Genomic DNA, 24,660 nt, shown 5'->3' with positions numbered 1-24,660 from the left:
AGCATGGAGCCAATACGCTTGCTACTGGCAGAGGATCAAGAACTGATTCGCTCTAGCTTACAAATCGTTCTAGATATTGAGGAAGATATACAGGTCGTGGCTGCAGTCGAAAATGGGGAACATGCAGTCACGTTTTGTGAAAAAGAACCACCGGATATGGTGTTAATGGATATAAATATGCCAGTGATGGATGGAATTGAAGCAACACGAAAAATTAAAGAAAAGCATCCGTACATTAAAATCATCATGCTTACCACTTTCCAGGAAATGGACTATGTAATTGAAGCTCTACGTATCGGTGCAGAGGGCTATTTACTAAAGGCAATAGACACGAAGGATTTGGTTGCTGGAATTCGAGTCGTCGCCAATGGTGGGAATTTAATCACGCATGAGGTGGCGAAATCGTTATTTTCAAACCATATTGACTCGCCTGGAAAAAATAAAGAAGAAAACGCTCAAAAGTATTTATTAAGTAAAAGAGAGTTAGAGATTCTGAAATGCCTATCAGAAGGTTTATCGAATCAATTTATAGCTGAAAAATTATTCCTGTCAATGGGAACAGTTAAAAATTACATTTCAAGTCTTTATAGCAAGCTAGAGGTCTCGAATCGAGCCGAAGCGATTCGTAAAGCCCAACAGGAAAAGCTATTATAAGTTTTTTTATGAAAAGGAATTTGTTAAACGCGGACGTCTATCAGTAGTCGTCCTTTTTGTGTTTATGACTTTTTATATGACTTCAGACACTAAGTGGGCGTGACTTATTTTCAATAAGATAGGGATATAGAAAGGAAGGGTGAGATTAAATGAATATGAAAGATATATTAGGTTTATTTGGAAAAACGGTGCTTGCGATGATAACAATGTTTGTCCTAATTGGCGTGCTACTTCTAGCGGATCAATTTTTATTAAAAGGGATTAATATGGGAAATGTTATTCCTCATCTCAGTATGTGTTTAACAGCTTTGCTTTTAAAGCTTGTACTTGATAGGAGAAAGGAATGGGCCGTTGGGTGGCAGGACCAATTAGCTGTAAATCATACTATGAGCGGCGCTCTAATTATTACGATTGTGATGGCTGTCGCTATGTCATTCATGCTAATTGCTGGTAATACTGAATTGGTGGAACAAAGCTGGGGAATGAATGTGATGCTATGGCAAGTCATTATATTTCTCTTGGTTGCGATAGGCGAGGAATGGCTGTTTAGAGGATATCTCTTTTGTCTTTATCAACATCATGTAGGTGTGAAAGCAGCGATATTCGTAAACTCCCTCATTTTTACGGGAATCCATTTGATTAATCCAAATGCTTTTTCAAGGCCGCTAGCTTTTATACTAACCGAGATGACAAACATTTTTCTATTGTCGCTATTAATGTCTATTGCACGTGCTTATTCGAGGAGTCTTTGGATGCCAATCGGGCTACATTTCACTATGAATTTCCTTCAATCTTCTATTTTTGGTTTTATCAATGGGGGAAAGAACGTGGAATCATTGTTTTATCTTGTCTATGAAAATAAAACAATATGGAACGGTGCCGGTTATGGCTTGGAATCAAGTTTAATTTTTACAGCGGTATTAATCATTACGAACATAGGCGCTATTATGTTCTATCGTAGGTCAATTTCCAGCTCATTAGACAAACAGACAGGAGGAACAGAACATGCAGGTTAATGTGAAAAGCACAAAAAAATCCGGAGCCATAATAAAATTCTTCAAGGGTTTACTAGCATTGTGCTTAATGTTGACTTTAACAGGGATATTGTATGAGTCAATCTCTAGTTATATCGGCGTCAAAAACAATCTAGCTCCGGGAAAACTAATTGATGCCGGAGAGTTCAAGCTGCATCTCCATCAACAGGGAGAAGGTGGTCCAACGATAATTCTTGAAGGTGGGAGTGCAGCATCAAGTGCTAGCTGGGGGGAGATTCCAAAAGAGCTTTCGAAAACTGCGACTGTCATCACCTATGACCGTGGCGGCTATGCATGGAGTGATAAGGCAAAAACTGAACGAACTGGGGAAAATATTGTAAAGGAACTCTATACCGTTTTGAAAAAGGAAAATATTGAGGGGCCATACATCCTAGTAGGACATTCTCTAGGTGGTATGTACACACGGTTATTTGCCCAAACCTATCCTGATGAAGTAGCGGGTATTGTGTTATTAGATGCCAGAACCGAAGATTTCTCTAAGAGAACGGAAGCCATTTTTCGTGAGGCAGGAGTTGATGAGTTATCAATTGGTACATCCAACCAGTATGTTCTAACTGTACTAAAGTTGACAGGGGTCATCCGCGTCTTGGATCACTTTGATGCGCTTGATGTTAACACAGATGAGAATGGACGAATGATAAACATTGAGCTTCGTCCAAAGGCCTTTCAAGCGATAAATGAGGAGTTGAGTTATCTGACACAATTAGAAGACAGTATTCGCAACCAAGCATTAGGAGATATTCCGATTACTATCATCACTCGAGGAATTGCCATTGATGCAACGCCATTTGGTTTAACAAAAGAACAAAGTGATAAAATGGAAGAAATCTGGCAAGATGAGCAACAAAAAATGCTGAGACTTTCAACAAACAGCAAAATCCTTACCGCGAAAAATTCAGGACACGCTGTGATGGATGATGAACCAGAACTAGTCGTAATGGCAATCATGGATATGATTGAGGAAGTAAATAGTGACGAGAAATCCTAGTATACTCCTTTATAAAGTAAGTTAGTATATCCATTTCGATTGTCGAGAAATCTTAATACTAAAGGATTAATAGGGACGTAGACGTAGTTGCTGTAAAATTAGCTACTACGTCCTTTTTGTCTAGTGGAAAGTATTCCTAATTTCCATGACAAACCATGTTCCTTCCTGAACGCTTTGCAAGATAAAGCGCTGCATCTGCTTGGTGAAGTAAATCTTTATGATTTTCTACTGTCCCAGGATATGATGCTACCCCAATCGAAATAGTAATATTGATTTCTTGACCATTTGAGATTGGAAATTTAGTGTGTTCCACCTTGTGCCGGATTTTCTCAGCAATTTCTAAAGCTCTTTGAAGTGTGCAATCCAATAACAAAACGGCGAATTCTTCTCCACCCTTACGAGCCACTATATCAAAGCTACGAGAAGATTGTTTTAAGGTTGTTCCAAGTTTTTGCAAAACCAAATCTCCGTCAGTGTGACCGTAAGTATCATTTACTTTTTTAAAGAAATCGATATCAATAATAAGAACGGACAATATCTCCTTCTGATTTTCAACAATTCTTATTTGTTCGTTAAACATCTCATCAAAAGCACGGACATTGTGTAATCCTGTTAAAAAATCAATTTTCGACTCTTCCATATATTTCCTAAATAGTTCATTTGATTTTTGGATATAAATGACAACTACATAACTGAAGTAAGCAGTGCATAATGAAATAAGACTGAAATAAAAGAATAATTTTCCAAGTTTTGATGCATCATCAATTAAGTAAATCAGTGAGGAACAATACAAACTAAGGTTTAGAAAAATCATAGTCCAGTATTTTTTCGGGATAGACCATTTATCAATTTTAATAATCAAACTACAACTTATACTTAGTATCATCAGAATAACAATCGCAACAATTGATGCTTCGTTTAGTCCAAATAATGCGACACGGAAAAAGCTGAATATCATTACAAAAATGAAAGAGGCTAGTGGTCCACCGTAAAGTGTAGTAAGTACTAAAGCGATACTTCTCATGTCTAATATGATGGTATCTGACACTTCGATTGAAAACCACATTAGAACTGTGCCCCATATACCCCCAATGATTCCCGCTAGCATTCTAGTAATAATCCTTGCACTTAAGTTCAAAGGAGAGTTCTTAAATATTTGCCCTGCGATAAAAAGAAAAGAAATAATAAGCGACCCATTTGCAATTAAGTCCTCAATCATTGATACCACACCTTAATAATACTTTTTCGCATAGAGTTTTCCATGAAATAGTTTATCAATATTATCGTAATAAAGAAATGCAACTTATCACTAAAAAACATATAGTGCAACAAATTTATGCATAGAGTGATTATTAAAAAAATGACAAATAGATGACGAACAAATCGTAAATAAGGCATTGTATGGTCAAAAACATGATAATATCTGTGGTTTCACGATTTTTAGGAAAAAATGAAGATATTTCAAACTGTGAAGTACGTCACACTAGTTTTTAAAAAAAATCGTGTACGATTAAAACAGACCCTCAATTTAAGAAAAGGAAGAGAGCCTATGGAATTAACGAGAAGAACACTGCTGAAAGCAACCGCTGTTTCGTTAACAATGGCAGCTGCCGGCTGTAGCCAGCAAACTGCAAAAAAACCACTAGAAAAGAACGCCCAAGCAATGGTTGAACCAGATGAATGGAAACAATCAGTTTGCAGATTTTGTGGGACAGGCTGTGGCATCCTCGTTGGAGTAAAGGATGGAAAAATTATCGCCACTAAAGGAGACCCTGATAATCAGTCGAATAATGGCTTGAACTGCATTAAAGGGTATTATGTTGGCAAAATTCTTTACGGAAAAGACCGAATAATTAAACCGTTAATTCGTTCAGACAAATCCACAAAAGGAACAATGAACGGATTCAGAGAAGCAACATGGGAAGAAGCGTTAGACTTGGTTGCCAATAAGTTAAGAGAAGCTCATGCAGAAAATCCGAAGTCGATTGCATTCTGGGGGTCAGGACAGCAAACAATCATGGAGGGATATGCCTCTGTTAAGCTTTGGAAGGCTGGCTTATTAAGTAATAATATTGATCCAAATGCTAGGTTATGTATGGCAAGTGCCGTCGCCGGGTTTATGACAACCTTCCAATCGGATGAACCGATGGGGTCATATAAGGACCTTGATGAGGCAGATGTTTACGTTACTTGGGGAGCAAATATGGCGGAGATGCATCCCGTACTTTATTCTAGGATGACAGCCCGAAAGCTAAAAAATAAAGAAAAAGTGAAACATTATGATTTAACCACTAGAGTATCGAGAACATCGGAAATGGCCGATGTGACCATGATATTCAAACCGCAATCTGACTTGGCTATTGCTAATGCTATAGCAAATTATTTAATCCAAAATCAACTATATGATGAAAAATTCGTGCAGGAGCATGGCCAGTTTAAAGCTGGTACTGAAAACTTGGGTAATAGTTTTGAGGACAATTACGATATGACGGACATCGGTCAAGCAGCCGAAAAGGATTGGGTCATTCCGTTTGAGGAATACAAGAAGATGGTCAGTGCCTATACATTAGACGAGGCAACGCGATTATCTGGTGTTCCGGCTGAGGACATCGAGGGTTTGGCAAAAGAATTTGCTAATCCTAAGAAAAAAATCGTCTCCCTTTGGACGATGGGAGTCAATCAGCATACACGTGGAACGTGGATGAACAATCTTATTTATAACATCCATTTGCTAACAGGAAAAATTGCCCAGCCGGGTAATGGTCCATTCTCTTTAACTGGACAACCGAGTGCGTGCGGTACTGCGCGTGAGGTTGGCGTGTTTTCACATCGTTTACCAGCGGATATGGTAGTCAAAAATCCAGAGCACCGAAAATTCACAGAATTAGTCTGGAATTTGCCGAAAGGGTACTTAGACCCAATTCAAGCACCAGGCTTCCACACGATGAAGATGTTTCGTGAATTGGGGAATGGTAATGTTAAGTTTTTATGGAGTATGTCCAATAACTGGGCACAAACTTTACCGAAATTAAATCGCTTTATTGGAAGAGATGCAAATGGTAAGGGTGTGTTAGATGCCTTTATTGTAGTGTCTGAGGTCTATCCAACAAAATCTACTGAACTAGCAGATGTGGTTTTCCCAGCAGCAATGTGGGTAGAGCGTGAAGGTCAGTTTGGTAATGCAGAGCGGAGAACGGCTATTTTTGAAAAATGTATTGATGCCCCTGGTGAAGCCAAATGGGATTTATGGCAAATCGTTCAGGTTGCTAAACGTGTATTAGAAGGAAAGCAAATTGGTGATAAACCTGCATTTGATGTCTTGTTTGGTTTAGTTTGGGATAAAAAGAAAAACGATTTACTAGAAGATGAAGGAGAAGTCAACCGCCTATTATGGGAGGAATATCGAACCTTTACTAACCCTCATGAGAATACCAATTCTGAGATTCAACAATTAGGGACGACCTTGAAATTAAATGCGAAACAAATGGCTCCATACGATGAGTACCTAAAACAGCATGGAATTTGTTGGCCAGTTCGCAATGTGAATGGCAAGTGGCTCGAAACAAGCTGGAGATACGCACACGGAAAACAAGAGGATGGGTTCGACCAAATCGGTGTAGAGGAATTCGGTTCAGCGTCTAAATATAAGGGAATTGATTTCTATAAATCGACAGAACATCGTCCATCAATCATTTTTCGTCCATTTGAAGAGGCTGCTGAGATTCCAGATGAAGAGTATCCGTACTGGTTATCAACTGGAAGGGTGCTTGAGCATTGGCATAGTGGTTCGATGACAAGAAGAGTTCCTGAACTACACCGTGCCTTTCCAGAGGCGCTTTGTGAAATCCATCCTGACGATGCTAAGAGTTTAGGGATAAAAACGGGAGATAAGATAAAACTTTCTTCCCGCCGTGGTGAAATTGAAATTAAGGTAACAACAAAGGGGCGCGGAAACCCGGCTATAGGTTCTGTATATGTTCCATTTTTTGCTGAAGAAACCTTAATCAATCTATTAACACTAGATTGCTATTGTCCAATTTCCAAGCAGCCAGATTTTAAAAAATGCGCTGTAAAAATTGAGAAGGCATGATAGGAGGCGAAAAATGTGAACCGTAAAACTCTATATTCTATATTTGCAATTGTCGTCGTTGTTGCTTTAGGTGTAGCAGCCTATACCCTAAGCGGAAAAATAAAAGAAGAAACATCCGTGGAATTGGCGTTATTGCCGCAACTACAAGAGAATGGACGACCAGATGCGACTACAATGGAATTACAAGAAGCTCCGCCAATGCAGCATATCAGCCATAAGGATCGTTGGGTTCCAGAAAAGCATCATGAGTCTTGTTTAATGTGCCATGGCAAACAGGGCACAGGTGCACCGACGCCACCGGAGAATCATTTTTATGATAACGATGTTAAGGGACTAATATATCGTGACAATTGTATTCAATGTCACGCAGAGCAACAGGATGTAAAAACCAAAACCGCATTTAAAGAAAAGAAGTAATAAGACTTATTTTCATAGCCAAAAAAGGACAACTGAGTATTGCAATGAAGGAGGATTACACATGGTTATATCTGGAATTTATGTTGAAACTATTCCGGGAAAGGTTGAGGCTGCAGCTAAGAAACTAGCTCTAATCGAAGGGGTAGAGATACACCATCTTCAGGATGATTATAAAATTGTGCTCACCTTAGAAGCGGGTTCAGTTGATCAAAGCTATCAAACGGCCGAAACCTTTAAGGACGTAGAGGGAGTGCTGGGGATATGCCTTGTATACACCCATTTTGAAGATGATCCAAACTATCACTCTGCGGAGCACTTAAATGCCTGAGAAGCTCACACGAAGAGGATACCTGTCAATGAATTGGGATTCGACTGTCGGTTTCCTAAGTAATTTTCTGGCACCCCAATTGGAAATGGAGCGGAATTACATTAGGCCTCCGGGTTCGGTTGAAGAGTTGCAATTTTTAACCTCCTGTTCAAGATGTGGGGATTGCAAATCGGCTTGTCCTGAAATGGTTATTGAGCTTTTTGCGATACAAGATGGGGTGAAAATCACAGGTACTCCATATTTGGATTTTTCCAATGCGGCCTGTACTTTTTGCAATAAATGTATGGAAGTCTGCCCGACGGATGCTCTTAATCGAGCGTCTTTACAGGAGCAACTACGGATAGGTACTGCAGAGATTGACACCAGCCTTTGCTTAGGCTATCAAGATGTATTATGTGACTATTGTGTTCGTGCCTGTCCAATTGATGGTGCCATTAATTTAATTGTTGGAAAGCCTATGATTGATACGGAAACTTGTACGGGCTGTGGAGTTTGCCGATTAAATTGTATTTCAGAGGATAGGGCAATCCAGATAAAGCCTTAAACAAGCTATAGGCAAAAAAAGAGGGTAATATAATGGAAATCCTACCATTATGTTACCCTCTTTTATTATAGTTTTTTTCTTTTAAGATAAGTGACTTAAAATTCACTTGAACGATTTCGAAGTTGTTTTAATGTCCTCATTAGATTGACGTGTGTAATACCAAATAAATTATGCATCTCTTTGTAATAGTTAAAAAGGGTTTCGTAAATAGCGACACTTTCAGCATTTGGATAGTATGTCTTATCAAAAGGTTGGGCCATATGTTCAATAGCCTCTGCAATGTTATGATGCCCACCATTTTCTTTGCCTGCCGCTACTGACCCTAATACAGCAGCACCGATTGCAGGAGCATATTCGGACTGTGAAATTTGAATTGGCATATTAAGAATATCCGCATAAATTTGCATTAAAAGTGCATTGCGTTGTGGCAATCCACCACAAGCCACTACTTTTTCAACATTCATTCCCCATTCTCGGAACGTTTCTATTATGATCTTTGCTCCAAACGCCGTACTTTCCATATACGCACGGTATATTTCTTCAGGTTTTGTATGAAGGGTGAGACCGATTAATACTCCAGACAAATCAGCATCAGATAATATGGAACGATTGCCGTTATGCCAATCGAGCGCAAACATGCCATTTTCTCCTGGTAGGAGCTTACTAGCTTTCTTTTCCAGAAGGTTGAATACGGATAATCCTAGTTCTTGTGCTTCATCATAATAAGATTTAGGCACATGTTTTTTTACATAGCTACCAAATAAATCACCTACGGCAGATTGACCAGCTTCATAGGCATATAGGCCAGGTAAAACCCCATCCTTCATGACACCTGAAATTCCAGGTACTTCTTTTACTTCAGGGTGCAGCATTAAATGACAAGTAGAAGTCCCCATCACCATAAGGAAGGTTCCAGGTTGATAGACCCCAGTCCCTAGTACTGCAGAATGTGCATCAATAATCCCTGTTGCTATAGGCAATCCCTTTGGAAGGGAAAGTTTTTCAGCCCATTCTTTTGTAAGGAATCCAGCGCGTGTACCGATGTTTTTAACTTCACCTTGTAATTTTGTTAGTATTGTTGAACCAAATTCTTCATCTAGTTCTTTAAAGAATTCTTCAGGAAATCCGTCCGTTTCATTCCAAAATGTTTTGAAACCTAATGAGCAATTGTTCCTAATTAAGGTTGCAGTAAGGTTAGAGACTAGCCAATCTACTGCTTCAATAAAATAGGTTGTTGCGCTATATACTTCAGGAGCATCCTCAAAAATCTCTAACATTTTTGGGAGCGCCCATTCTTCTGAGATATTATAACCTAAGCGACGCATCCACTTTTCTTTTCGCTGAGTTGCTAATTTATAGATTTTTTCTGTTTGCGACTTGGTATGATGATGTTTCCAAAGCTTTAACCATGTATGATGGTTATCCTGCCATTCTTTGTGAAGGCATAAAGGTTTTAAGGTTTCATCAACGGGTATTAATGTTGATGACGTTACATCAATTCCAAGGCCAATGATTTGCTCTGGCTTGATACCAGCTTTTGACATTGCTACGGGAATTCCTTGTTCTAAAACCTCAATATAATCATTGGGGTGTTGAAGAGCACTTCCTTTTGGAATCATGATTGATGAATTAGGTATTGTTTCAGTAATGACTCCGTGACGGTATGGAATGACGTGCATTCCTTTTATTTCTCCAGTTGCTATATCTACTATAAGAACCCTTCCAGATTCAGATCCATAATCAATTCCAATTGAGTACTTGTTATTTTCCATATGTGTAGTACCTCCCGCATGAAAACCTTTACAATTCTTTGTATCATTTTAACAGAATCGAGCAATAGTGAGCAATGTTTTTATATAAAAATATTAAATCACAAACATCTTTGAACATATGTCGTTTGATTTTTTTGGAAAATTCAAACAAACGTATAATAACTTTTAAAATCAAGCAATAACAATAAGAAAAATCACTCATTTTTAAGGGGATTTATAAAGAATGTTTGAATTCGGCGTGAATTTATTCGTTTTTGTTCATGTTCGCTTGACGTACTAAGAATATCTCAGTATATTTAAATCGTTAAGTGCAAATGAACAAAAATGAGCAAAAATGTACTAATGTTAAATAATTTTTTGTGATTATTTATAGGGGGAATAGAGATGCAAGATACAAAGTCAGCAGTTCAATCACGAACATTTAGACTACTAAGTCCTGGGAACGTTGAAGAAGTCATGATTGAGCGAGATGTAATGGATGGGGAAGTTGTAGTAGAACCAATTCTTGCAAGCGTTTGTCATGCAGACTTGCGTTATTACATGGGGCTAAGAAGTCCGGAAGTAATGGCGAAGAAATTACCAATGGCTTTAATTCATGAGGGAATTGGTAGAGTTATAGAAAGTAAAGCAGATGGCGTTGAAGTAGGGCAAAGAGTGGTAATCGTCCCTAACATCCCAGGAAATGGCGACTCAGTAGAATGTAGTTCTCTTTGTGAAGATGAATTTATTGGAAATTACAATGAAAAAAATAAATTTTTGGGTAGCGGTTATGATGGCATTGCCCAAAGTCGCCTAGTGATCCCGGCAGAATGCGCGATTCCAGTAGCAGACAGTATACCTAATGAAATTGCTGTACTATCTGAATTGTGCACAGTTTCCTATCAAGCGTTAAGCCGAATAAAGAGCAAATTAAATTCGCCAAATTCTAAAGTAGCTGTTTTCGGTGATGGGCCTGTTGGGTATTTAACTGCAGCGATGATTCATCATATTTATGGATTGGATGCTTCTAGATTAATCGTGTTTGGGGCCATCCCTGAAAAACTTGCGCAATTTGGATTTGCAAAACGCGCATTAGTTCAAGAATATGATTTTAAAACTTCGGAAAAAGTGGATGTTGTGGTTGAGTGTACAGGTGGAAAATTTAGCGAAAGTGCTGTAAACCAAGGAATTGATTTATTAGCTCGTGGCGGTACGCTCGTTCTTATGGGAGTATCAGAGGAAAGGGTGCCGATTAATACAAGAGACGTGCTTGAAAAAGGCCTTACTCTATATGGAAGCAGCCGAAGCGCATATCCGGATTTTCATGCAGTCATCACTGCGATGGAAGACGTTGAGTATCAAAAGACACTAAGAGCCATTCTTCCTGCAGAATTTAATCCGATTCATGATGCAAAGGATTTTATGAAAGCAATGGATTTTGCTGGAGAGCATAGAAGTTGGGAAAGAGTCATTTTAGACTTTAAGTGGTAAAAATAAATATTCATTCAATCCATTTTCCTAGAATTTTTGGGGAAATGGATTTTTTATGTTTTGTCTAAATGATTGGATACAATATTTAGTGGACACCAAAGCCTTTATTTGTGGGAAAATCGGTAGATACGAGGTGGAAGCGGACAGATAAGCCGCTATATGCCCAAGATGCGATCCAACTATCAAGATTTTGCCTAAATAAGGTCCGTGATGTCCGCAAACCTCGAAATTGAGGGCGTTAAACCGCAAATAAGGTCCGTGGTGTCCGCTTAATCTGATGAACAAAATTTAGCGGACATCATAGCCTTTATTTGTGGGAAAATCAAAAGATTCGAGGTGAAAGCGGACACCAAAGCCTCTATTAGCCAAAAATGCGATCCAACTATTAAGATTTTGCCTAAATAAGGTCCGTGTTGTCCGCAAACCTCGAAATTGAGGGCGTTAAACCGCAAATAAGGTCCGTGGTGTCCGCTTAATCCAAAGAACAAAATTTAGCGGACATCATAGCCTTTATTTGTGGGAAAATCAAAAGATTCGAGGTGAAAGCGGACACCTAAGCCTCTATTAGCCCAAAAAACTATCCAACTATTAAGATTTTGCCTAAATAAGGTCCGTGTTGTCCGCAAACCTCGAAATTGAGGGCGTTAAACCGCAAATAAGGTCCGTGGTGTCCGCTTAATCCAAAGAACAAAATTTAGCGGACATCAAAGCCTTTATTTGTGGGAAAATCAAAAGATTCGAGGTGAAAGCGGACACCTAAGCCTCTATTAGCCCAAAAAACTATCCAACTATTAAGATTTTGCCTAAATAAGGTCCGTGTTGTCCGCAAACCTCGAAATTGAGGGCGTTAAACCGCAAATAAGGTCCGTAGTGTCCGCTTAATCCAAAGAACAAAATTTAGCGGACAACCAATCCCTTATTTGTACTAATAACATCCCAAGGTCCGCTTGATTTTTAAAAAAAAATGCAGGAAATACTAACGAACGAGATGTTATTACTTCCTGCAATTACGTTTGTTTACATTACAAGCAAAAACTGGTAATACAACCCCCGCCGAAAAATTATGGTTGTGGAAAAATTTGGTTAGTCGGTACGATGACTTCTACGGTAGTGCCTTCCTGATTGATAAAATGAATCGTTCCACCTAAATCACTACTAACAATTCCTTGTAAAATTGTTAATCCGAGGCTTTCGCCTTGTTTTGAGTTAAAATTGTCAGGTAATCCTATCCCATTATCAGCAACCTGTAATACAATGTTTTCTTCCATTCGTTTGCATTTGATATCAATTTTGCCAGAATCCATACCTTTAAAAGCGTGTTTAAAGCAGTTGATGACTAATTCGTTAATGATAAGGGCAATAGAAGTGGCCTTGTTATAAGGAATTAAAATATCATCTAAGTCTAAGCTGATTTTAATATTGGGGTCCATATTCAACAGGTCAATCACGGCCTCAATAATTTCTTTTACGTTGATAATACTTCTTCCTAATTTGTCTCTCGCCAGAAGATTATGGACAGAGGCGATGCTTTTTACCCTAGAAATGATACTATCTAGAGCATCATCAATCGACATTTCGGGATTTTTTTGCACAAATGATTTTTGTAGATATATCAGTCCAACAATAGATTGAAGATTATTTTTTATTCGATGGTGACTTTCTTGTAAAAAGGCCGATCGACCAATTAATCTAGTATCTTCTATTGCGATTGCAGCATGACGCGCTAATGTCGACAAGTATTTAGCTTCTTCGTTTGAATAAACATATAAATTTTCATAAAATAATTGGATGATTCCGGTTACTTGGTTCCTAATTAATACTGGAATACAAATAAATGTTTTTACATTCTCAATTTTTTCAAACATCAAGTTGAATTCTTTATCATTTTCATTTACATAAAAAATATCGTTGCCTTTAGCAATTTTAATGATTGCTTCATTTGTTAAATGGGCTTTTACATTTTTCTCGTTAATTCCAAATTCATCAATAATACTCCAGGTTTGCTCGTCAATTAATTTGATGGAACAGCCATCAGCATTCATTACCTTATTGCCTTCTTTAGCCAACAGCAATAATACATCCTTCAGCTCATATTCAGAGGTTAAAAATTCGGCAGCTTTAAAAATTGCCTCAAGTACTGCTTGGGTGTCATCATCCTTTTCTAAATGGTCCTCTTTAAACGTGTAATTTTCAATTTCCCGAAGTAATTTATGGGGATCACGCTTAGCTACTTCTGCAGGTATTTCATTCCTAATTTTCCCCTTTGAAAGAATTGAAATTCGATCCGCAACTTTAATGGCTTCTTCCCATTGTTTCGTCACATAAATGATGCTCCCGCCATCTTCCTTAAACTGTTTAAGTACTTTGGATAACTTTGCAGCATAATTTGCCGACAGGCCTTCCATTGGTTCTTGCATAATGATAACTTCTGGTCTGGACATAAATATTCCGGCAATATAAACGATTCTTTTGTTTTCTTCGGTTAATTTATTAACTCTTGTATTTTGATTGATTTGAAAATCTAATAGCGTTAATATATTTTCTGCTCTTTTTCTTACTTTCCACCAATTGATTAATGGGATGAATTTTCGAGTAGGTAAGTTTGCGTAATTAAGATTTTCAGCTACTGTGAAGTTATTGAACAATAATGGTTTTTGTTGCATGATTAAGATCTTATTTTTTCTAAGATTATTATTCATAAGGATATGGTCCTTAAACGTAAAAACGCCTTTTTGACCATGGTCCTCTTGCTTTTCCTTTAAAGAATTAATAAATACATTTTGTTCTGAGCTACTTTTTATGATGACTGCATGGATTTCTCCGTATCCAAGATTCAAACTAACATTTTCCATATTTCCGTCAGGGCTTCTATATGTTAAGTTGTTAATCTCAAAAATATACTTTGACAAGGTAAACCTCCGTAATCCTTTATTCATGAAAAAATCTAATTAATATGTTAATATTATTAACCTAATGAAAAATTTGTGGCAGAAGCGTTTTTTGTAGTTTTTTTGACTAAATATACATGTAAGCAAAAAACTTGATTTTGATATAATAAAATGGATGGGTTTAAGTGCTGAGAAGGAAGCGTTATTATTTTTTATCATAATAGAAAATATCATGAACAACAATAAATAAACTTAACCATTAAATGCGCTGTTAACATGATGATGTGAAAGCGCCTTCTATTCTTTTGGGAATTTCCAAAACCATTATAAATTATTTTTCAATAATCAAATGATGACTTTGGTGGGGAGGATTATATGAAAAAATCTTTACGAGTCGTAATAGCTGAAGATGAATTTTTGATATTAATGTCCTTAAAAGCATATGTTGAAAATTTAGGACATCAAGTGATCGGAGAGGCGACTGATGGGGAGAAAGCGGTAGAATTAGCATTAGAGAAGAAGCCGGATTTAGTCATTATGGATATAAATATGCCGAATCTCGATGGTATTGAAGCAATTAAAAAAATACATGAAAAATTATATATTCCTAGTATCGTAATCAGTGCGTATTCAGATGAAAAACTAATAGATAGGGCTACAGAAGAGGGTGTACTGTATTACTTATTAAAACCTATCGATATTAAGGAATTAAATATTGCGATCAATATTAGTATGGCTAAGTTTGAAGAAATTCAAAAACTTCAAGATGAGTTGAAGGACACAAAGAGCGCCCTGGAGGCTCGTAAACATATTGAAAAAGCGAAAGGCATTCTGATGAAACGAATGAATATCCAGGAAGCAGAGGCTATGAAACGATTACAAAAAATGAGTAGAGATAAAAATAAAAAACTAGTCGTTATAGCGAAAGAACTTATTCAAGCGGAATCATTATTTTATTTTGAATAGAGAATGATTAATATGTTATACTTAACAGGCAAGTAGGTTATACTTAATTGTAAAAATGTTATACTAAAATATATAAAAACCACTTGACTATTGTGTTTGATATTAATATAATTCAATTAACTTAACTAACTGAATTAACATTGTTTCTATTTTTAAGTGAAAAATTAATCTAAATTAAATATTTATAAATTTTATGCTTACGGCTGGTATAAAATTTATAAGGCTATGAGTGCCTTGTTTAATGATCTAATTATGTTTGTTTTTTAAACATAATAGGTCTATTAAATGAGGCACTTTTATTTTTTGTATAAGTTGTAAACGCATTCATTATTTGAAGGGGGGGATGTTAACCAAGAATAGCTGATTTTTAATCTTTTAATGAAAAAATAAAAATATTTTTCGGGGGTTTAACATGAAAAAGAACTCATTGGCGTTTTTGATTGTTTTACTAGTTTCATTTATGTTTGTGGCTGTTGGATGTTCATCTGATAAAGAAGCTGGCGGAGAGAAGAAAGAATCAACAGGTAAGAGTGCTAGTGATGAAGAGTTACTAATTGGTATGTCATTCCAAGAAATGAACAATCCTTACTTTATTTCAATGAATGAAGCTTTTGAAGATGCAGCTAAAGCTGTTGGTGCAAAAACAATTATTGCCGATGCGCAACATGATGTTAGTAAGCAAGTAAGTGATATTGAAGATATGATCCAAAAAGGTGTAGATATCCTTTTAATCAACCCTACTGACAGTAAAGGTGTTGAAAGCGCTGTAATCGCAGCTAACAAAGCTGGTGTTATTGTAGTTGCGGTTGATGCTCAAGCAGAAGGTCCAACTGATTCATTTGTAGGATCTAAAAACTACGATGCAGGTTTCCTTGCTGGTGAACAAATGGCAAAAGACCTTGATGGAAAAGGCAAAGTAGCTATCCTAGATGGTATTCCAGTAGTACCTATCCTAGAGCGTGTTGAAGGATTCAAAGCTGCGATTGCTAAGCATCCTGGTATTGAATTAGTAGATACTCAAAATGGTAAGCAAAATCGTGAAAAAGCAATGAGCGTAACTGAAAATATGTTACAAGCTAACCCAGAACTAAAGGCAATTTTCAGCGTTAATGACGAGGGTGCTTTAGGTTCACTTGGTGCAATCGAAGCATCTGGCCGTGATGTATTACTATACAGTGTTGACGGACATCCAGAAGCAATCGAAGCAATTTTAGCAGATGGTCCATTTAAAGCGACTACTGCACAATTCCCAAGAGACCAAGTACGAATCGGTTTAGGTATGGCTTTAGCTAAATATTGGGGTGCAAAAGTAGTACCAACTGAAGTTCCAATCGATGTTAAATTACAAACAAAAGAAAACGCAAAAGGCTTTAGCTGGTAATTTATCTCCACAGAGAGCGCTTTAAGGTCATTCCTTAGAGCGCTCTAATTAATAAAAGTAGGGGGAAGGTGATTTCATTGGATCATATCCTGGAAATTGAGAATATAACAAAAGAATTCCCTGGGGTTAAAGCGCTTAATGGTGTAAGTTTTAACATAAGACGCGGTGAAGTTCATGCTTTAGTAGGGGAAAATGGCGCTGGTAAGTCAACATTAATGAAAATCCTTTCGGGTGTATACAGCCCTACTCAAGGTAAAATCCGACTAGATGGAAAAGAAGTTATTTTTAAAGATCCTAAGGAAGCGCAAAAGTTAGGAATTAGTATTATCCATCAAGAATTTAGCTTAATACCATATTTAAATGGTGTTGATAACATATTTTTGGGTCGTGAACTAAAGAAAGTTAATGGTCTATTAGACAAACGAAAAATGAAAAAACAGGCTGAGGAAGTTTTACAAAGATTAAATGCCAAAATTGATCTCAATAAACCGGTAACAAGATTAAGTATTGCCAATCAGCAATTTATTGAAATTGCGAAAGCGATTGCCATTGATACGAAAGTGTTAATCTTTGATGAGCCTACTGCAAGTTTGACAGGGAAAGAAATTGATAAATTATTTGAGTTAATTGAGACGTTGAAAGCAAATGGTGTAACCATTATATATATTTCTCATCACTTGGAAGAAATCTTGCAAATGTGTGATCGCTTAACGTGTTTAAGAGACGGAGAATTCGTCGGAACACGAGAAGTTGCTGATTGTACGAAACAAGATATCGTCAAAATGATGGTAGGAAGAGAAATTGTAAATGCTTTTCCTGAGCGGCCAAAACGTGATGAGAAAGACGAGGAAACCCTCTTGGAAGTGAAAAGGTTAAATAATCTTCATGTTAAGGAAGTTAGCTTTTCATTAAAAAAAGGTGAAATTCTAGGGATTGCTGGTTTAGTAGGGTCAGGCAGGACAGAAACTGTTAGAGCGCTAATAGGTGCTGATGATGCAAAAGACAAGGAAGTCTATTTGAATGGTAAAAAAGTAAATATTAAAAACCCTACTGACGCGTTAAATCATGGGATTTGTTTATTACCAGAAAGCAGAAAAACGCATGGGTTAGTTCTTGATATGACAGTAAAGAACAATATCACTTTGCCTATACTTAAGAAACTATCAAAAAGCATTGGTCTAATTGATAAAAAGAAAGAAGAAGAGCTTGTGATGCAATCTATTAAAGAGCTGCTAATCAAAACCCCAAGCTCAAAGCAGAAGGTTAAACATTTAAGCGGTGGAAATCAACAAAAAGTCGTATTAGCTAAATGGCTCAATACGGATTGTAAAATTATTGTTTTTGATGAACCTACCCGTGGAATAGACATAGGGGCTAAGGAAGAAATATATAAATTAATGAGAAATTTAGCAGATAAAGGAATTTCGATTATTATGATTTCATCGGAATTACCTGAGGTTTTAGGAATGAGCGATAGAGTGCTTGTTATGCATAAAGGAAAAATTCAGGCAGAAATGTCTAGTAAAGAAGCAACTTCAGAAAACGTAATGCACTATGCTGTGGGTGGTGTTTCAAAATGAGTGGAATCAAAAAAGAATCAACGTCAATAAAATTAAATAATGCAAAACCATTTAATCTAAAAGAAACCTTTAAACATCCAGAAATGTTAACCTTAATTGGATTTTTTGTTCTATGCGTATTTTTCAGCGTATTTACTGAGGAATTTTTTACAGGAACAAATATTTCAAATATCATCAGACAAGTTTCAATCAACGGAATCTTGGCAGTTGGTATGACATTCGTCATTTTAACAGGTGGTATTGATTTATCAGTCGGGTCAGTATTGGCTTTAACAGGAACAATTATGGCCGGCTTAATGATCAATGTCGGATTGTCACCAATTTTAGCAGTATTAATTGGAATTTTACTAGGTGCATTGCTTGGTTATATTAACGGAATTTTCGTTTCATATGCAAGAATTCCAGCAATCATTGTTACTTTAGCGATGATGGAAGCTGCGCGTGGTGTAGCACTATTGTATACGGGTGGATATCCTTTATCAGGATTACCTAGTGAATTTGCTTTTATCGGTAGAGGATACCTATTTGAGGTAATTCCAATGCCAGCAGTCATCATGATTTTAGTGTTTATTGCGGCTTACGTTATTCTTAATCATTTACCATTCGGAAGACATATTTATGCGATTGGTGGTAACGAAGAAGCAGTACGTTTATCTGGTGTAAAAGTTAAAAGAATTAAAACTTTAGTTTATTTAATCAGTGGAATCACAGCCAGCATCAGTGGTTTAATCATGACAGCAAGACTTTCTTCAGGTCAGCCGATGGCTGGTGAAGGCTATGAACTAGATGCCATCGCCGCAGTAGTGTTGGGTGGAACTAGTATCGCTGGTGGACGTGGCCATATTTTTGGAACATTACTAGGTGCTTTATTAATGGGTGTATTAAGTAATGGACTGAACTTAATGGGTGTTTCACCACACGTTCAAAGGGTATTAAAAGGTGTCATCATCGTTGGTGCTATCTACTATAGCAGCCGAAGCCAAAAGGATTAAGCTGATCGTTAACAGAAAAAATTCGGGTCAGTATGAGGTAGCACTCCATACTGACCTATTAATTAGATACATGAAAACCATTCCTATTTTTATAACTACAAGATGTAGCGGAATTTGGGGAAATTTACGACAACAAGGGAGAAGATTGTTATGGAAGGAAAAATGCAAGCGGCGGTATTACACTCACTTGGTAATTTTCAATCTGAGCAGGTAGATATACCACAAATAAATGAAAATGAAGTCTTAATTAAGGTAGTATATTGCGGAATATGTGGTTCGGATGTGCCTCGTTCAATGGTAAGTGGAGCGCGGAAATATCCGCTTATTTTAGGACATGAATTCACTGGTGTAGTAGCAGAAATCGGCGCAAATGTGAAAAATGTAAAAGTAAACGATCGTGTTGTCGTTGCTCCGCTCGTACCATGCGGTGAGTGCCAATATTGCAAGGCGAGTGACTATGGTTTATGTGAAGACTATAACATAATCGGAACAGGCAGCAACGGCGCATTCGCGGAATATGTAAAAGCACCAAAAGAACATGTATTACAGATTGACGATTCACTAGATTTTGAAACAGCCGCTGGAATCGAACCGGCAACGATAGGTTATCATGGCTTGCAAAAAGCAGACATTCAACCTGGTGAATCAGTAGTCGTTATGGGTTGTGGTCCAATCGGGCAATTGACGATTCAGTGGGCGAAAATCTTTGGGGCATCTACTGTCATTGCCGTAGACGTCTTTGAGGAAAAATTAGAATTAGCAAGAGAATTAGGCGCAGACATTACGATTAATGCTAAAGAATATAATGTTGTAGAGAAAATTCGTGAACTAACGAATGGTGGAGCGGACGTTGTTGCTGAAACGGCAGGAAGTAAAATTACTCAACAGCAATCAATCCTTGCAGCAAAGAAAAAAGGACGAGTAGTTTTAATCGGAATTTCACACTCAGAACTTCCATTAGAAGAAGCAACAATGGAACACATTCTTCGCGGTGAAATTAAAATTCAAGGTACATGGAATTCATATACTGCCCCATATCCAGGAATCTCATGGAAAGCAACTTTAGATTTTATGGCAAAAGGCGATATAAAGTTTAAGCCAATGGTTTCGCATAAAATCTCAGTTGATGAAGTTGGCGAGTATTTAAAAGGCATGGCCGATCGAACTCTCCGATACAACAAAGTATTAGTTTCTTTTGATGAAAAATAGAAACTAGCAGATTGCAAGAATTCAAGAATCAAACTGAAAAAGAATTTATAGCTGGGATGGTGGAGAAACGGTGCTAGAAAAATTAAAACAACAAGTGCTAGAAGCAAATTTAGGATTACCAAAACATGATTTAGTAACGTTTACTTGGGGAAATGTAAGTGGAATCGACCGCGAATCAGGCCTTGTGGTTATTAAACCAAGTGGTGTGGAATATCCAAAGCTTAAAGCTGAGGACTTAGTTGTCGTTGACTTAGACGGAAATGTCGTTGAAGGAAAACTAAAGCCTTCGTCCGACACCGCCACTCATTTAGTGTTATACAAAAACTTTAAAGATATTGGTGGAGTTGTTCATACACATTCAACATGGGCAACCGTTTGGTCACAAGCAACTAAAGATTTACCAGCTCTCGGTACAACCCAGGCTGATACCTTTTATGGTTCAGTTCCATGCACTCGCAGTTTAACCGAAGAAGAAATTAAAGGTGATTACGAGTTAGAAACTGGAAATGTAATTATAGAAACTTTCAATAAGCGCGGTATTAATCCGAATGAAGTACCAGCTGTATTAGTGTATAGTCATGGCCCATTTGCTTGGGGGAAAAATCCGGAGGATGCCCTCCACAACGCAGTCATTTTAGAAGAAGTATGTAAAATGGGATATCACACACTTAATTTAAGCCCTTCAATTCCTTCAATGGACCAAAATTTATTAGATAAGCATTATTTAAGAAAACATGGTGCATTCGCATACTATGGTCAAAAGTAAATAGTACAATTATATAAAGCTGACGACAGTTTCGATTTTTGAAGCTTGTCGTCAGCTTTTTTGTTTTACTGGCATTTTTGATGTAACAAATTTTTGCGGACATACAATCCGTTATTTGAGTTATAACTGGTATTTTCGAGGAGGAAGCGGACATACAATCCGCTATTTGGCACAAAACGGTCTAACTTTCAGATTATGGACCAAGTAAGGTCGCTAGTGTCCGCAAACCTCACAAATGAAGGTTTTTGACAGTAATAATGGTATTCTGTGTCCGCAAAAATAGGTCAGGCTCATTTTATTAATTTTTACCACAATGTTATATTTTGCGCATATGCTTGACATTTATCGTAATTTAAACATAATCTTAATATATCCTTAATATAAACAAACAAAATATTAGTATAAATAGAGATTGTTTTAGGAGATAAAGGAGTGGGAAATATGCTTGCCGCTGAACGAAAACTAAAAATTATCGAGTATGTGAAAAAAAACAATGTTGCATCTGTCTTTCAACTGGCAGAAGAATTTAACGTTCATGAAGCGACAATTCGTCGTGATTTATCGGAAATTGAAAAAGAAGGTCTTTTGCGGAGGACCCACGGCGGCGTCGTTCTAACAGAAGGAGTTCATTCAGAGCCGTCTTTTACCGTCAGGGTTACTGAAAGGGTTGAAGAAAAGCAGCGCATTGGGGCAAAGGCAGCGGAGATGGTTAATGACGGAGAGCATATTATATTAGATTCTGGGACAACCACTCTCCAAATTGCAAAACATCTTGCGAAACGGTCCAATCTGACGGTTGTAACAAATGATATAAATATTGCCGCAGAGTTTAGGGATTCTAAAGATATTAAGGTCATTGTAACTGGTGGAATTCTGTATCCAGAGAGCTTCATGTTAAACGGTATGTTTACCAATGAGGTACTGAAAACGTTACATGTACATAAAGCATTTGTAGCAACACCAGCCATCCACCCGAAATTTGGACTTACTCATTTTGAGGAACAACTAGTAGCGGCTAAAATGGGGATGATCGAGGCAGCTCAAGAGGTTATCGTAGTTGCAGATCATAGTAAAATTGGAGGGATTTCCCTACATACCGTTGCTTCTTCTAGTCGGATTCATAAGCTAGTGACGGGAACTGAAGCAACCGAGCTACAAATCCATCAATTTGAAGAGATGGGAATCAATGTTTTTATTGCTTAATTGTTTTAAAATGTTTAATGATTGTTCGATTTTGTTTGTTTTTATCGATAAAGTGCTTGATTTTTTTGCCTGAAAACATTCATAATACTTATAGGGTTAAAATAATTTTGCTATTTTTGAGAAAGAATTGGAGGAAAGAAAAAATGAAATTTTTCATCGATACTGCAAATCTTGAGGATATTAAAAAAGCATATAAAATCGGGGTTCTAGCTGGGGTGACCACGAATCCTTCTTTAGTTGTAAAAGAAGGGGTTAAATTTGAAGATCGTATTGCTGAGATTTGCCAAGCTGTCCCTGAATGTGAATCAGTTTCTGCGGAAGTTAGCCCAGATGCAGTAACAGCTGAAGAAATGATTGCCGAAGCAGAAGAACTTATTAAAATCAACGGTGGTGATGAGAAAGTAACGATTAAACTACCAATGACACTTGGAGGTTTAGAGGCTTGCCGGTATTTAACTAAAAAAGGCGTTAAAACAAACGTTACGCTTATCTTCACAGTGAACCAAGCGCTATTGGCTGCCCGTGCTGGTGCTACATACGTTTCTCCGTTTTTAGGTCGTCTAGATGACATTTCAGAAAATGGAGTACAATTAGTTGAAAATATTGCGGAAGTATTCCGTGTTCATAACTTAGAATCTCAAATTATTGCGGCTTCAGTAAGACACCCAGACCATGTTACACGTGTTGCGATGGCTGGAGCACATATTGCGACAATTCCATTTTCAGTAATTGAGCAACTAACAAAGCATCCATTAACTGACCAAGGAATTGCAAAATTCGTGGCGGATTGGGAAAAAACAAAACAAATCTAAGGAACCTGCAAAAACTACGGATCATAAGTAATTGCGAAAAAACCACTCACGAAATGTTGAGTGGTTTTTTTTTCGACAAAAGGACTCGCAAAAATGGTATTTCAACAACGTGTGCTACCTCTTAACAGCCTCAATTATAAAGGAGGCAACATAATCTTCAAGATGATGATCTGGGGACCATGAATTGATAATCTCCTTGCTGTTATCCTTTGGTGTTAGACTGATATCTCTAAAACCTGCCTGTTCAATCATTCTTTTTAAGTCCTCATAATATTCAGCTCCACTAACACAGCCTGCAAGTAGTGCGAGATCATCCTTAATTTGTTGAGGTAATTGTGCGGTTGCCACGACATCAGATATCGATAATCGTCCACCTGGCTTAAGGACTCTATATGCATCCTTAAATACTTTCTCTTTGTCTAAAGAGAGATTGATGACGCAGTTGGATATGATAACATCCACTGATGAGTCAGCGACTGGTAAATGTTCAATTTCTCCCAGCCTGAATTCAACATTAGAGTATCCAGTTTTTGTTGCATTTTTTCTCGCTAATTTAATCATATCAGGTGTCATATCAACACCAATTACAGTACCAGTTTCGCCGACCTTCTCTCTTGCAAGGAAACAATCGAATCCGCCGCCACTTCCAAGGTCAAGTACAGTATCGCCTTCCATTAGCGATGCAATGGCGATTGGATTGCCACATCCTAAGCCCATGTTTGCTTCAATTGGCATATTAGCAAGATCGTCTTTTGAATATCCTAGTTTAACGGAAATGTCATGAATGTTAGTAGGGGATTCACTACAGCTACAGCCACCACTACAGCAATCACTTTCAGTACCTTTTAAGGCGATTTCTGTATAGTTCTTGCGAATATGTTCCCGGATTTCTTCTTTGTTTCTCAAAAAGAATCACTCCTCAAATAATTTTTGTCATTTAAGCAGAATGAAATAAAAAATGAATCAATCAGTTAGTAATTTCAAGTATTTTACTTGTTGATTGCAAGTGTTATAATGTGTTTACATCTTCTCCCTTATTTTGGAGAACAACAATTATTTACGGTTTTTTTCAATGCTTTGTCTAATAAATCCATTGATCTAATAACTGTTTCACGCTCGAAATCCGTTAAATTAGATAAGACTTGGTTAAGATATTTATTCATTTCGTCATTAATCTTTTGTTCTGTCATATTTCCTTTAGACGTGAGTGATAGTAGGTTGACGCGGTTATCGTTTGGGTGTGGTGTTTTTTTGACAAGGTCTCTTTCAACTAAAGTTTTTACCTGTCGACTAAAAGTAGTAATATCTACGCCTAGCGCTCCAGCAACTTCTTGCATAGAGGGGGCGTCTTGTCTTGATATTTCATATAAAATTTGACTTTGGATAAGACTGATGTCGTTGCCGCAACAATCTTCACAGCACTGCTCGTTTAAAAATCCAAACCTCCTAACAATCATTTGGAATATACTTCTAAGGTTGTTGTCTTCCATTTTTTTCACCTCTATTATATTTATATCTAATAAAATTGCGATTTGCAACCTATTT

The 24,660-nt window shown here is 37.3% G+C and carries 21 protein-coding genes; 16 read left to right on the top strand and 5 right to left on the bottom strand.

Annotated elements, in window-relative coordinates; genetic code table 11:
- Window positions 1-3: 3 nt before the first annotated feature.
- The 3 genes from FXW34_RS12520 (at window position 4) to FXW34_RS12510 (ending at window position 2,697) form a co-directional block, all read left to right on the top strand.
- On the top strand, window positions 4-654 hold the full coding sequence (locus tag FXW34_RS12520; RefSeq protein ID WP_147534339.1) for a response regulator transcription factor: 651 nt from the start codon (window positions 4-6) through the stop codon (window positions 652-654).
- Between the two features lie 149 nt (window positions 655-803).
- Window positions 804-1,670 carry a CPBP family intramembrane glutamic endopeptidase gene (locus FXW34_RS12515; RefSeq protein ID WP_147534338.1) on the top strand — a complete coding sequence of 289 codons (867 nt, stop codon included), beginning with the start codon at window positions 804-806 and terminating at the stop codon, window positions 1,668-1,670.
- Window positions 1,660-2,697 (top strand): alpha/beta hydrolase, encoded by a 1,038-nt coding sequence (locus FXW34_RS12510; protein ID WP_147534337.1) that lies wholly within the window; start codon window positions 1,660-1,662, stop codon window positions 2,695-2,697. Before FXW34_RS12515 ends, FXW34_RS12510 begins: the two co-directional genes overlap by 11 nt.
- Before the next feature lie 136 nt (window positions 2,698-2,833).
- Here the strand turns inward: FXW34_RS12510 and FXW34_RS12505 are convergent, their stop codons facing one another.
- Window positions 2,834-3,916, bottom strand: coding sequence for a diguanylate cyclase (locus FXW34_RS12505; RefSeq protein WP_147534336.1), 1,083 nt, complete (start codon window positions 3,914-3,916; stop codon window positions 2,834-2,836).
- A 330-nt stretch (window positions 3,917-4,246) separates the two neighbouring features.
- Between FXW34_RS12505 and napA the strand changes: the two genes are divergently transcribed.
- The 4 genes from napA to FXW34_RS12485 all read left to right on the top strand — a co-directional run bounded on the left by napA (window position 4,247) and on the right by FXW34_RS12485 (window position 8,076).
- Window positions 4,247-6,787, top strand: a complete 2,541-nt coding sequence (gene napA, locus FXW34_RS12500; RefSeq protein WP_147534335.1) for a nitrate reductase catalytic subunit NapA — start codon at window positions 4,247-4,249, stop codon at window positions 6,785-6,787.
- Between the two features lie 15 nt (window positions 6,788-6,802).
- Window positions 6,803-7,204 (top strand): nitrate reductase cytochrome c-type subunit, encoded by a 402-nt coding sequence (locus tag FXW34_RS12495; RefSeq protein ID WP_147534334.1) that lies wholly within the window; start codon window positions 6,803-6,805, stop codon window positions 7,202-7,204.
- Window positions 7,205-7,265: 61 nt separating this feature from the next.
- The gene (locus FXW34_RS12490; RefSeq protein WP_147534333.1) at window positions 7,266-7,532 is read left to right on the top strand and encodes a chaperone NapD; all 267 of its coding nucleotides are present in this window, start codon (window positions 7,266-7,268) and stop codon (window positions 7,530-7,532) included.
- Between the two features lie 28 nt (window positions 7,533-7,560).
- On the top strand, window positions 7,561-8,076 hold the full coding sequence (locus FXW34_RS12485; RefSeq protein WP_187118940.1) for a 4Fe-4S dicluster domain-containing protein: 516 nt from the start codon (window positions 7,561-7,563) through the stop codon (window positions 8,074-8,076).
- Window positions 8,077-8,171: 95 nt separating this feature from the next.
- Here FXW34_RS12485 and FXW34_RS12480 read toward each other — a convergent pair whose 3' ends face one another.
- Window positions 8,172-9,848, bottom strand: coding sequence for a ribulokinase (locus FXW34_RS12480; RefSeq protein WP_147534332.1), 1,677 nt, complete (start codon window positions 9,846-9,848; stop codon window positions 8,172-8,174).
- A gap of 384 nt (window positions 9,849-10,232) precedes the next feature.
- On the opposite strand from FXW34_RS12480, the gene FXW34_RS12475 reads away from it, so the two are divergent.
- Window positions 10,233-11,318 (top strand): zinc-binding dehydrogenase, encoded by a 1,086-nt coding sequence (locus FXW34_RS12475; RefSeq protein WP_147534331.1) that lies wholly within the window; start codon window positions 10,233-10,235, stop codon window positions 11,316-11,318.
- A 1,061-nt stretch (window positions 11,319-12,379) separates the two neighbouring features.
- On the opposite strand, the gene FXW34_RS12470 is transcribed toward FXW34_RS12475, so the two are convergent.
- Window positions 12,380-14,227 (bottom strand): histidine kinase dimerization/phosphoacceptor domain -containing protein, encoded by a 1,848-nt coding sequence (locus FXW34_RS12470; protein WP_187118939.1) that lies wholly within the window; start codon window positions 14,225-14,227, stop codon window positions 12,380-12,382.
- 354 nt (window positions 14,228-14,581) lie between these two features.
- On the opposite strand from FXW34_RS12470, the gene FXW34_RS12465 reads away from it, so the two are divergent.
- From FXW34_RS12465 to fsa, 8 genes are all read left to right on the top strand, one after another.
- The gene (locus FXW34_RS12465) at window positions 14,582-15,172 is read left to right on the top strand and encodes an ANTAR domain-containing response regulator (RefSeq protein ID WP_147534329.1); all 591 of its coding nucleotides are present in this window, start codon (window positions 14,582-14,584) and stop codon (window positions 15,170-15,172) included.
- 412 nt (window positions 15,173-15,584) lie between these two features.
- Window positions 15,585-16,553, top strand: a complete 969-nt coding sequence (locus FXW34_RS12460) for an ABC transporter substrate-binding protein (protein ID WP_147534328.1) — start codon at window positions 15,585-15,587, stop codon at window positions 16,551-16,553.
- A 71-nt stretch (window positions 16,554-16,624) separates the two neighbouring features.
- Entirely contained in the window at window positions 16,625-18,133 is a 1,509-nt protein-coding gene (locus FXW34_RS12455; RefSeq protein WP_425457432.1) for a sugar ABC transporter ATP-binding protein, read from the top strand.
- 83 nt (window positions 18,134-18,216) lie between these two features.
- Entirely contained in the window at window positions 18,217-19,125 is a 909-nt protein-coding gene (locus FXW34_RS12450) for an ABC transporter permease (protein ID WP_147534409.1), read from the top strand.
- A 150-nt stretch (window positions 19,126-19,275) separates the two neighbouring features.
- The gene (locus tag FXW34_RS12445) at window positions 19,276-20,334 is read left to right on the top strand and encodes a galactitol-1-phosphate 5-dehydrogenase (RefSeq protein ID WP_147534326.1); all 1,059 of its coding nucleotides are present in this window, start codon (window positions 19,276-19,278) and stop codon (window positions 20,332-20,334) included.
- Between the two features lie 70 nt (window positions 20,335-20,404).
- Window positions 20,405-21,100, top strand: a complete 696-nt coding sequence (gene araD, locus FXW34_RS12440; RefSeq protein WP_147534325.1) for an L-ribulose-5-phosphate 4-epimerase — start codon at window positions 20,405-20,407, stop codon at window positions 21,098-21,100.
- Between the two features lie 441 nt (window positions 21,101-21,541).
- Window positions 21,542-22,303, top strand: a complete 762-nt coding sequence (locus FXW34_RS12435; protein WP_147534408.1) for a DeoR/GlpR family DNA-binding transcription regulator — start codon at window positions 21,542-21,544, stop codon at window positions 22,301-22,303.
- Window positions 22,304-22,446: 143 nt separating this feature from the next.
- On the top strand, window positions 22,447-23,115 hold the full coding sequence (fsa, locus tag FXW34_RS12430; protein ID WP_147534324.1) for a fructose-6-phosphate aldolase: 669 nt from the start codon (window positions 22,447-22,449) through the stop codon (window positions 23,113-23,115).
- Between the two features lie 114 nt (window positions 23,116-23,229).
- Here fsa and FXW34_RS12425 read toward each other — a convergent pair whose 3' ends face one another.
- The gene (locus FXW34_RS12425; RefSeq protein WP_147534323.1) at window positions 23,230-24,021 is read right to left on the bottom strand and encodes an arsenite methyltransferase; all 792 of its coding nucleotides are present in this window, start codon (window positions 24,019-24,021) and stop codon (window positions 23,230-23,232) included.
- A 128-nt stretch (window positions 24,022-24,149) separates the two neighbouring features.
- Window positions 24,150-24,605 (bottom strand): MarR family winged helix-turn-helix transcriptional regulator, encoded by a 456-nt coding sequence (locus FXW34_RS12420; RefSeq protein ID WP_147534322.1) that lies wholly within the window; start codon window positions 24,603-24,605, stop codon window positions 24,150-24,152.
- Window positions 24,606-24,660 lie beyond the last annotated feature (55 nt).

Origin of the sequence: Bacillus marasmi, assembly GCF_902168435.1 — a bacterium.
Classification (GTDB): Bacteria; Bacillota; Bacilli; order Bacillales; family Cytobacillaceae; genus Bacillus_BU; species Bacillus_BU marasmi.
This window is presented reverse-complemented; position numbering and strand designations above follow the sequence as displayed.

What these genes read in the sequence shown, in the direction of transcription:
- FXW34_RS12485 (WP_187118940.1), top strand. Translation starts at nt 7,561, where the DNA reads ATGAATTGGGATTCGACTGTCGGTTTCCTAAGTAATTTTCTGGCACCC.
- FXW34_RS12510 (WP_147534337.1), top strand. Translation starts at nt 1,660, where the DNA reads ATGCAGGTTAATGTGAAAAGCACAAAAAAATCCGGAGCCATAATAAAA.
- FXW34_RS12450 (WP_147534409.1), top strand. Translation starts at nt 18,217, where the DNA reads ATGTTAACCTTAATTGGATTTTTTGTTCTATGCGTATTTTTCAGCGTA.
- napA (WP_147534335.1), top strand. Translation starts at nt 4,247, where the DNA reads ATGGAATTAACGAGAAGAACACTGCTGAAAGCAACCGCTGTTTCGTTA.
- FXW34_RS12435 (WP_147534408.1), top strand. Translation starts at nt 21,542, where the DNA reads ATGCTTGCCGCTGAACGAAAACTAAAAATTATCGAGTATGTGAAAAAA.
- FXW34_RS12465 (WP_147534329.1), top strand. Translation starts at nt 14,582, where the DNA reads ATGAAAAAATCTTTACGAGTCGTAATAGCTGAAGATGAATTTTTGATA.
- FXW34_RS12520 (WP_147534339.1), top strand. Translation starts at nt 4, where the DNA reads ATGGAGCCAATACGCTTGCTACTGGCAGAGGATCAAGAACTGATTCGC.
- FXW34_RS12490 (WP_147534333.1), top strand. Translation starts at nt 7,266, where the DNA reads ATGGTTATATCTGGAATTTATGTTGAAACTATTCCGGGAAAGGTTGAG.
- FXW34_RS12505 (WP_147534336.1), bottom strand. Translation starts at nt 3,916, where the DNA reads ATGATTGAGGACTTAATTGCAAATGGGTCGCTTATTATTTCTTTTCTT.
- FXW34_RS12475 (WP_147534331.1), top strand. Translation starts at nt 10,233, where the DNA reads ATGCAAGATACAAAGTCAGCAGTTCAATCACGAACATTTAGACTACTA.
- FXW34_RS12480 (WP_147534332.1), bottom strand. Translation starts at nt 9,848, where the DNA reads ATGGAAAATAACAAGTACTCAATTGGAATTGATTATGGATCTGAATCT.
- FXW34_RS12445 (WP_147534326.1), top strand. Translation starts at nt 19,276, where the DNA reads ATGGAAGGAAAAATGCAAGCGGCGGTATTACACTCACTTGGTAATTTT.
- FXW34_RS12460 (WP_147534328.1), top strand. Translation starts at nt 15,585, where the DNA reads ATGAAAAAGAACTCATTGGCGTTTTTGATTGTTTTACTAGTTTCATTT.
- FXW34_RS12515 (WP_147534338.1), top strand. Translation starts at nt 804, where the DNA reads ATGAATATGAAAGATATATTAGGTTTATTTGGAAAAACGGTGCTTGCG.
- FXW34_RS12420 (WP_147534322.1), bottom strand. Translation starts at nt 24,605, where the DNA reads ATGGAAGACAACAACCTTAGAAGTATATTCCAAATGATTGTTAGGAGG.
- fsa (WP_147534324.1), top strand. Translation starts at nt 22,447, where the DNA reads ATGAAATTTTTCATCGATACTGCAAATCTTGAGGATATTAAAAAAGCA.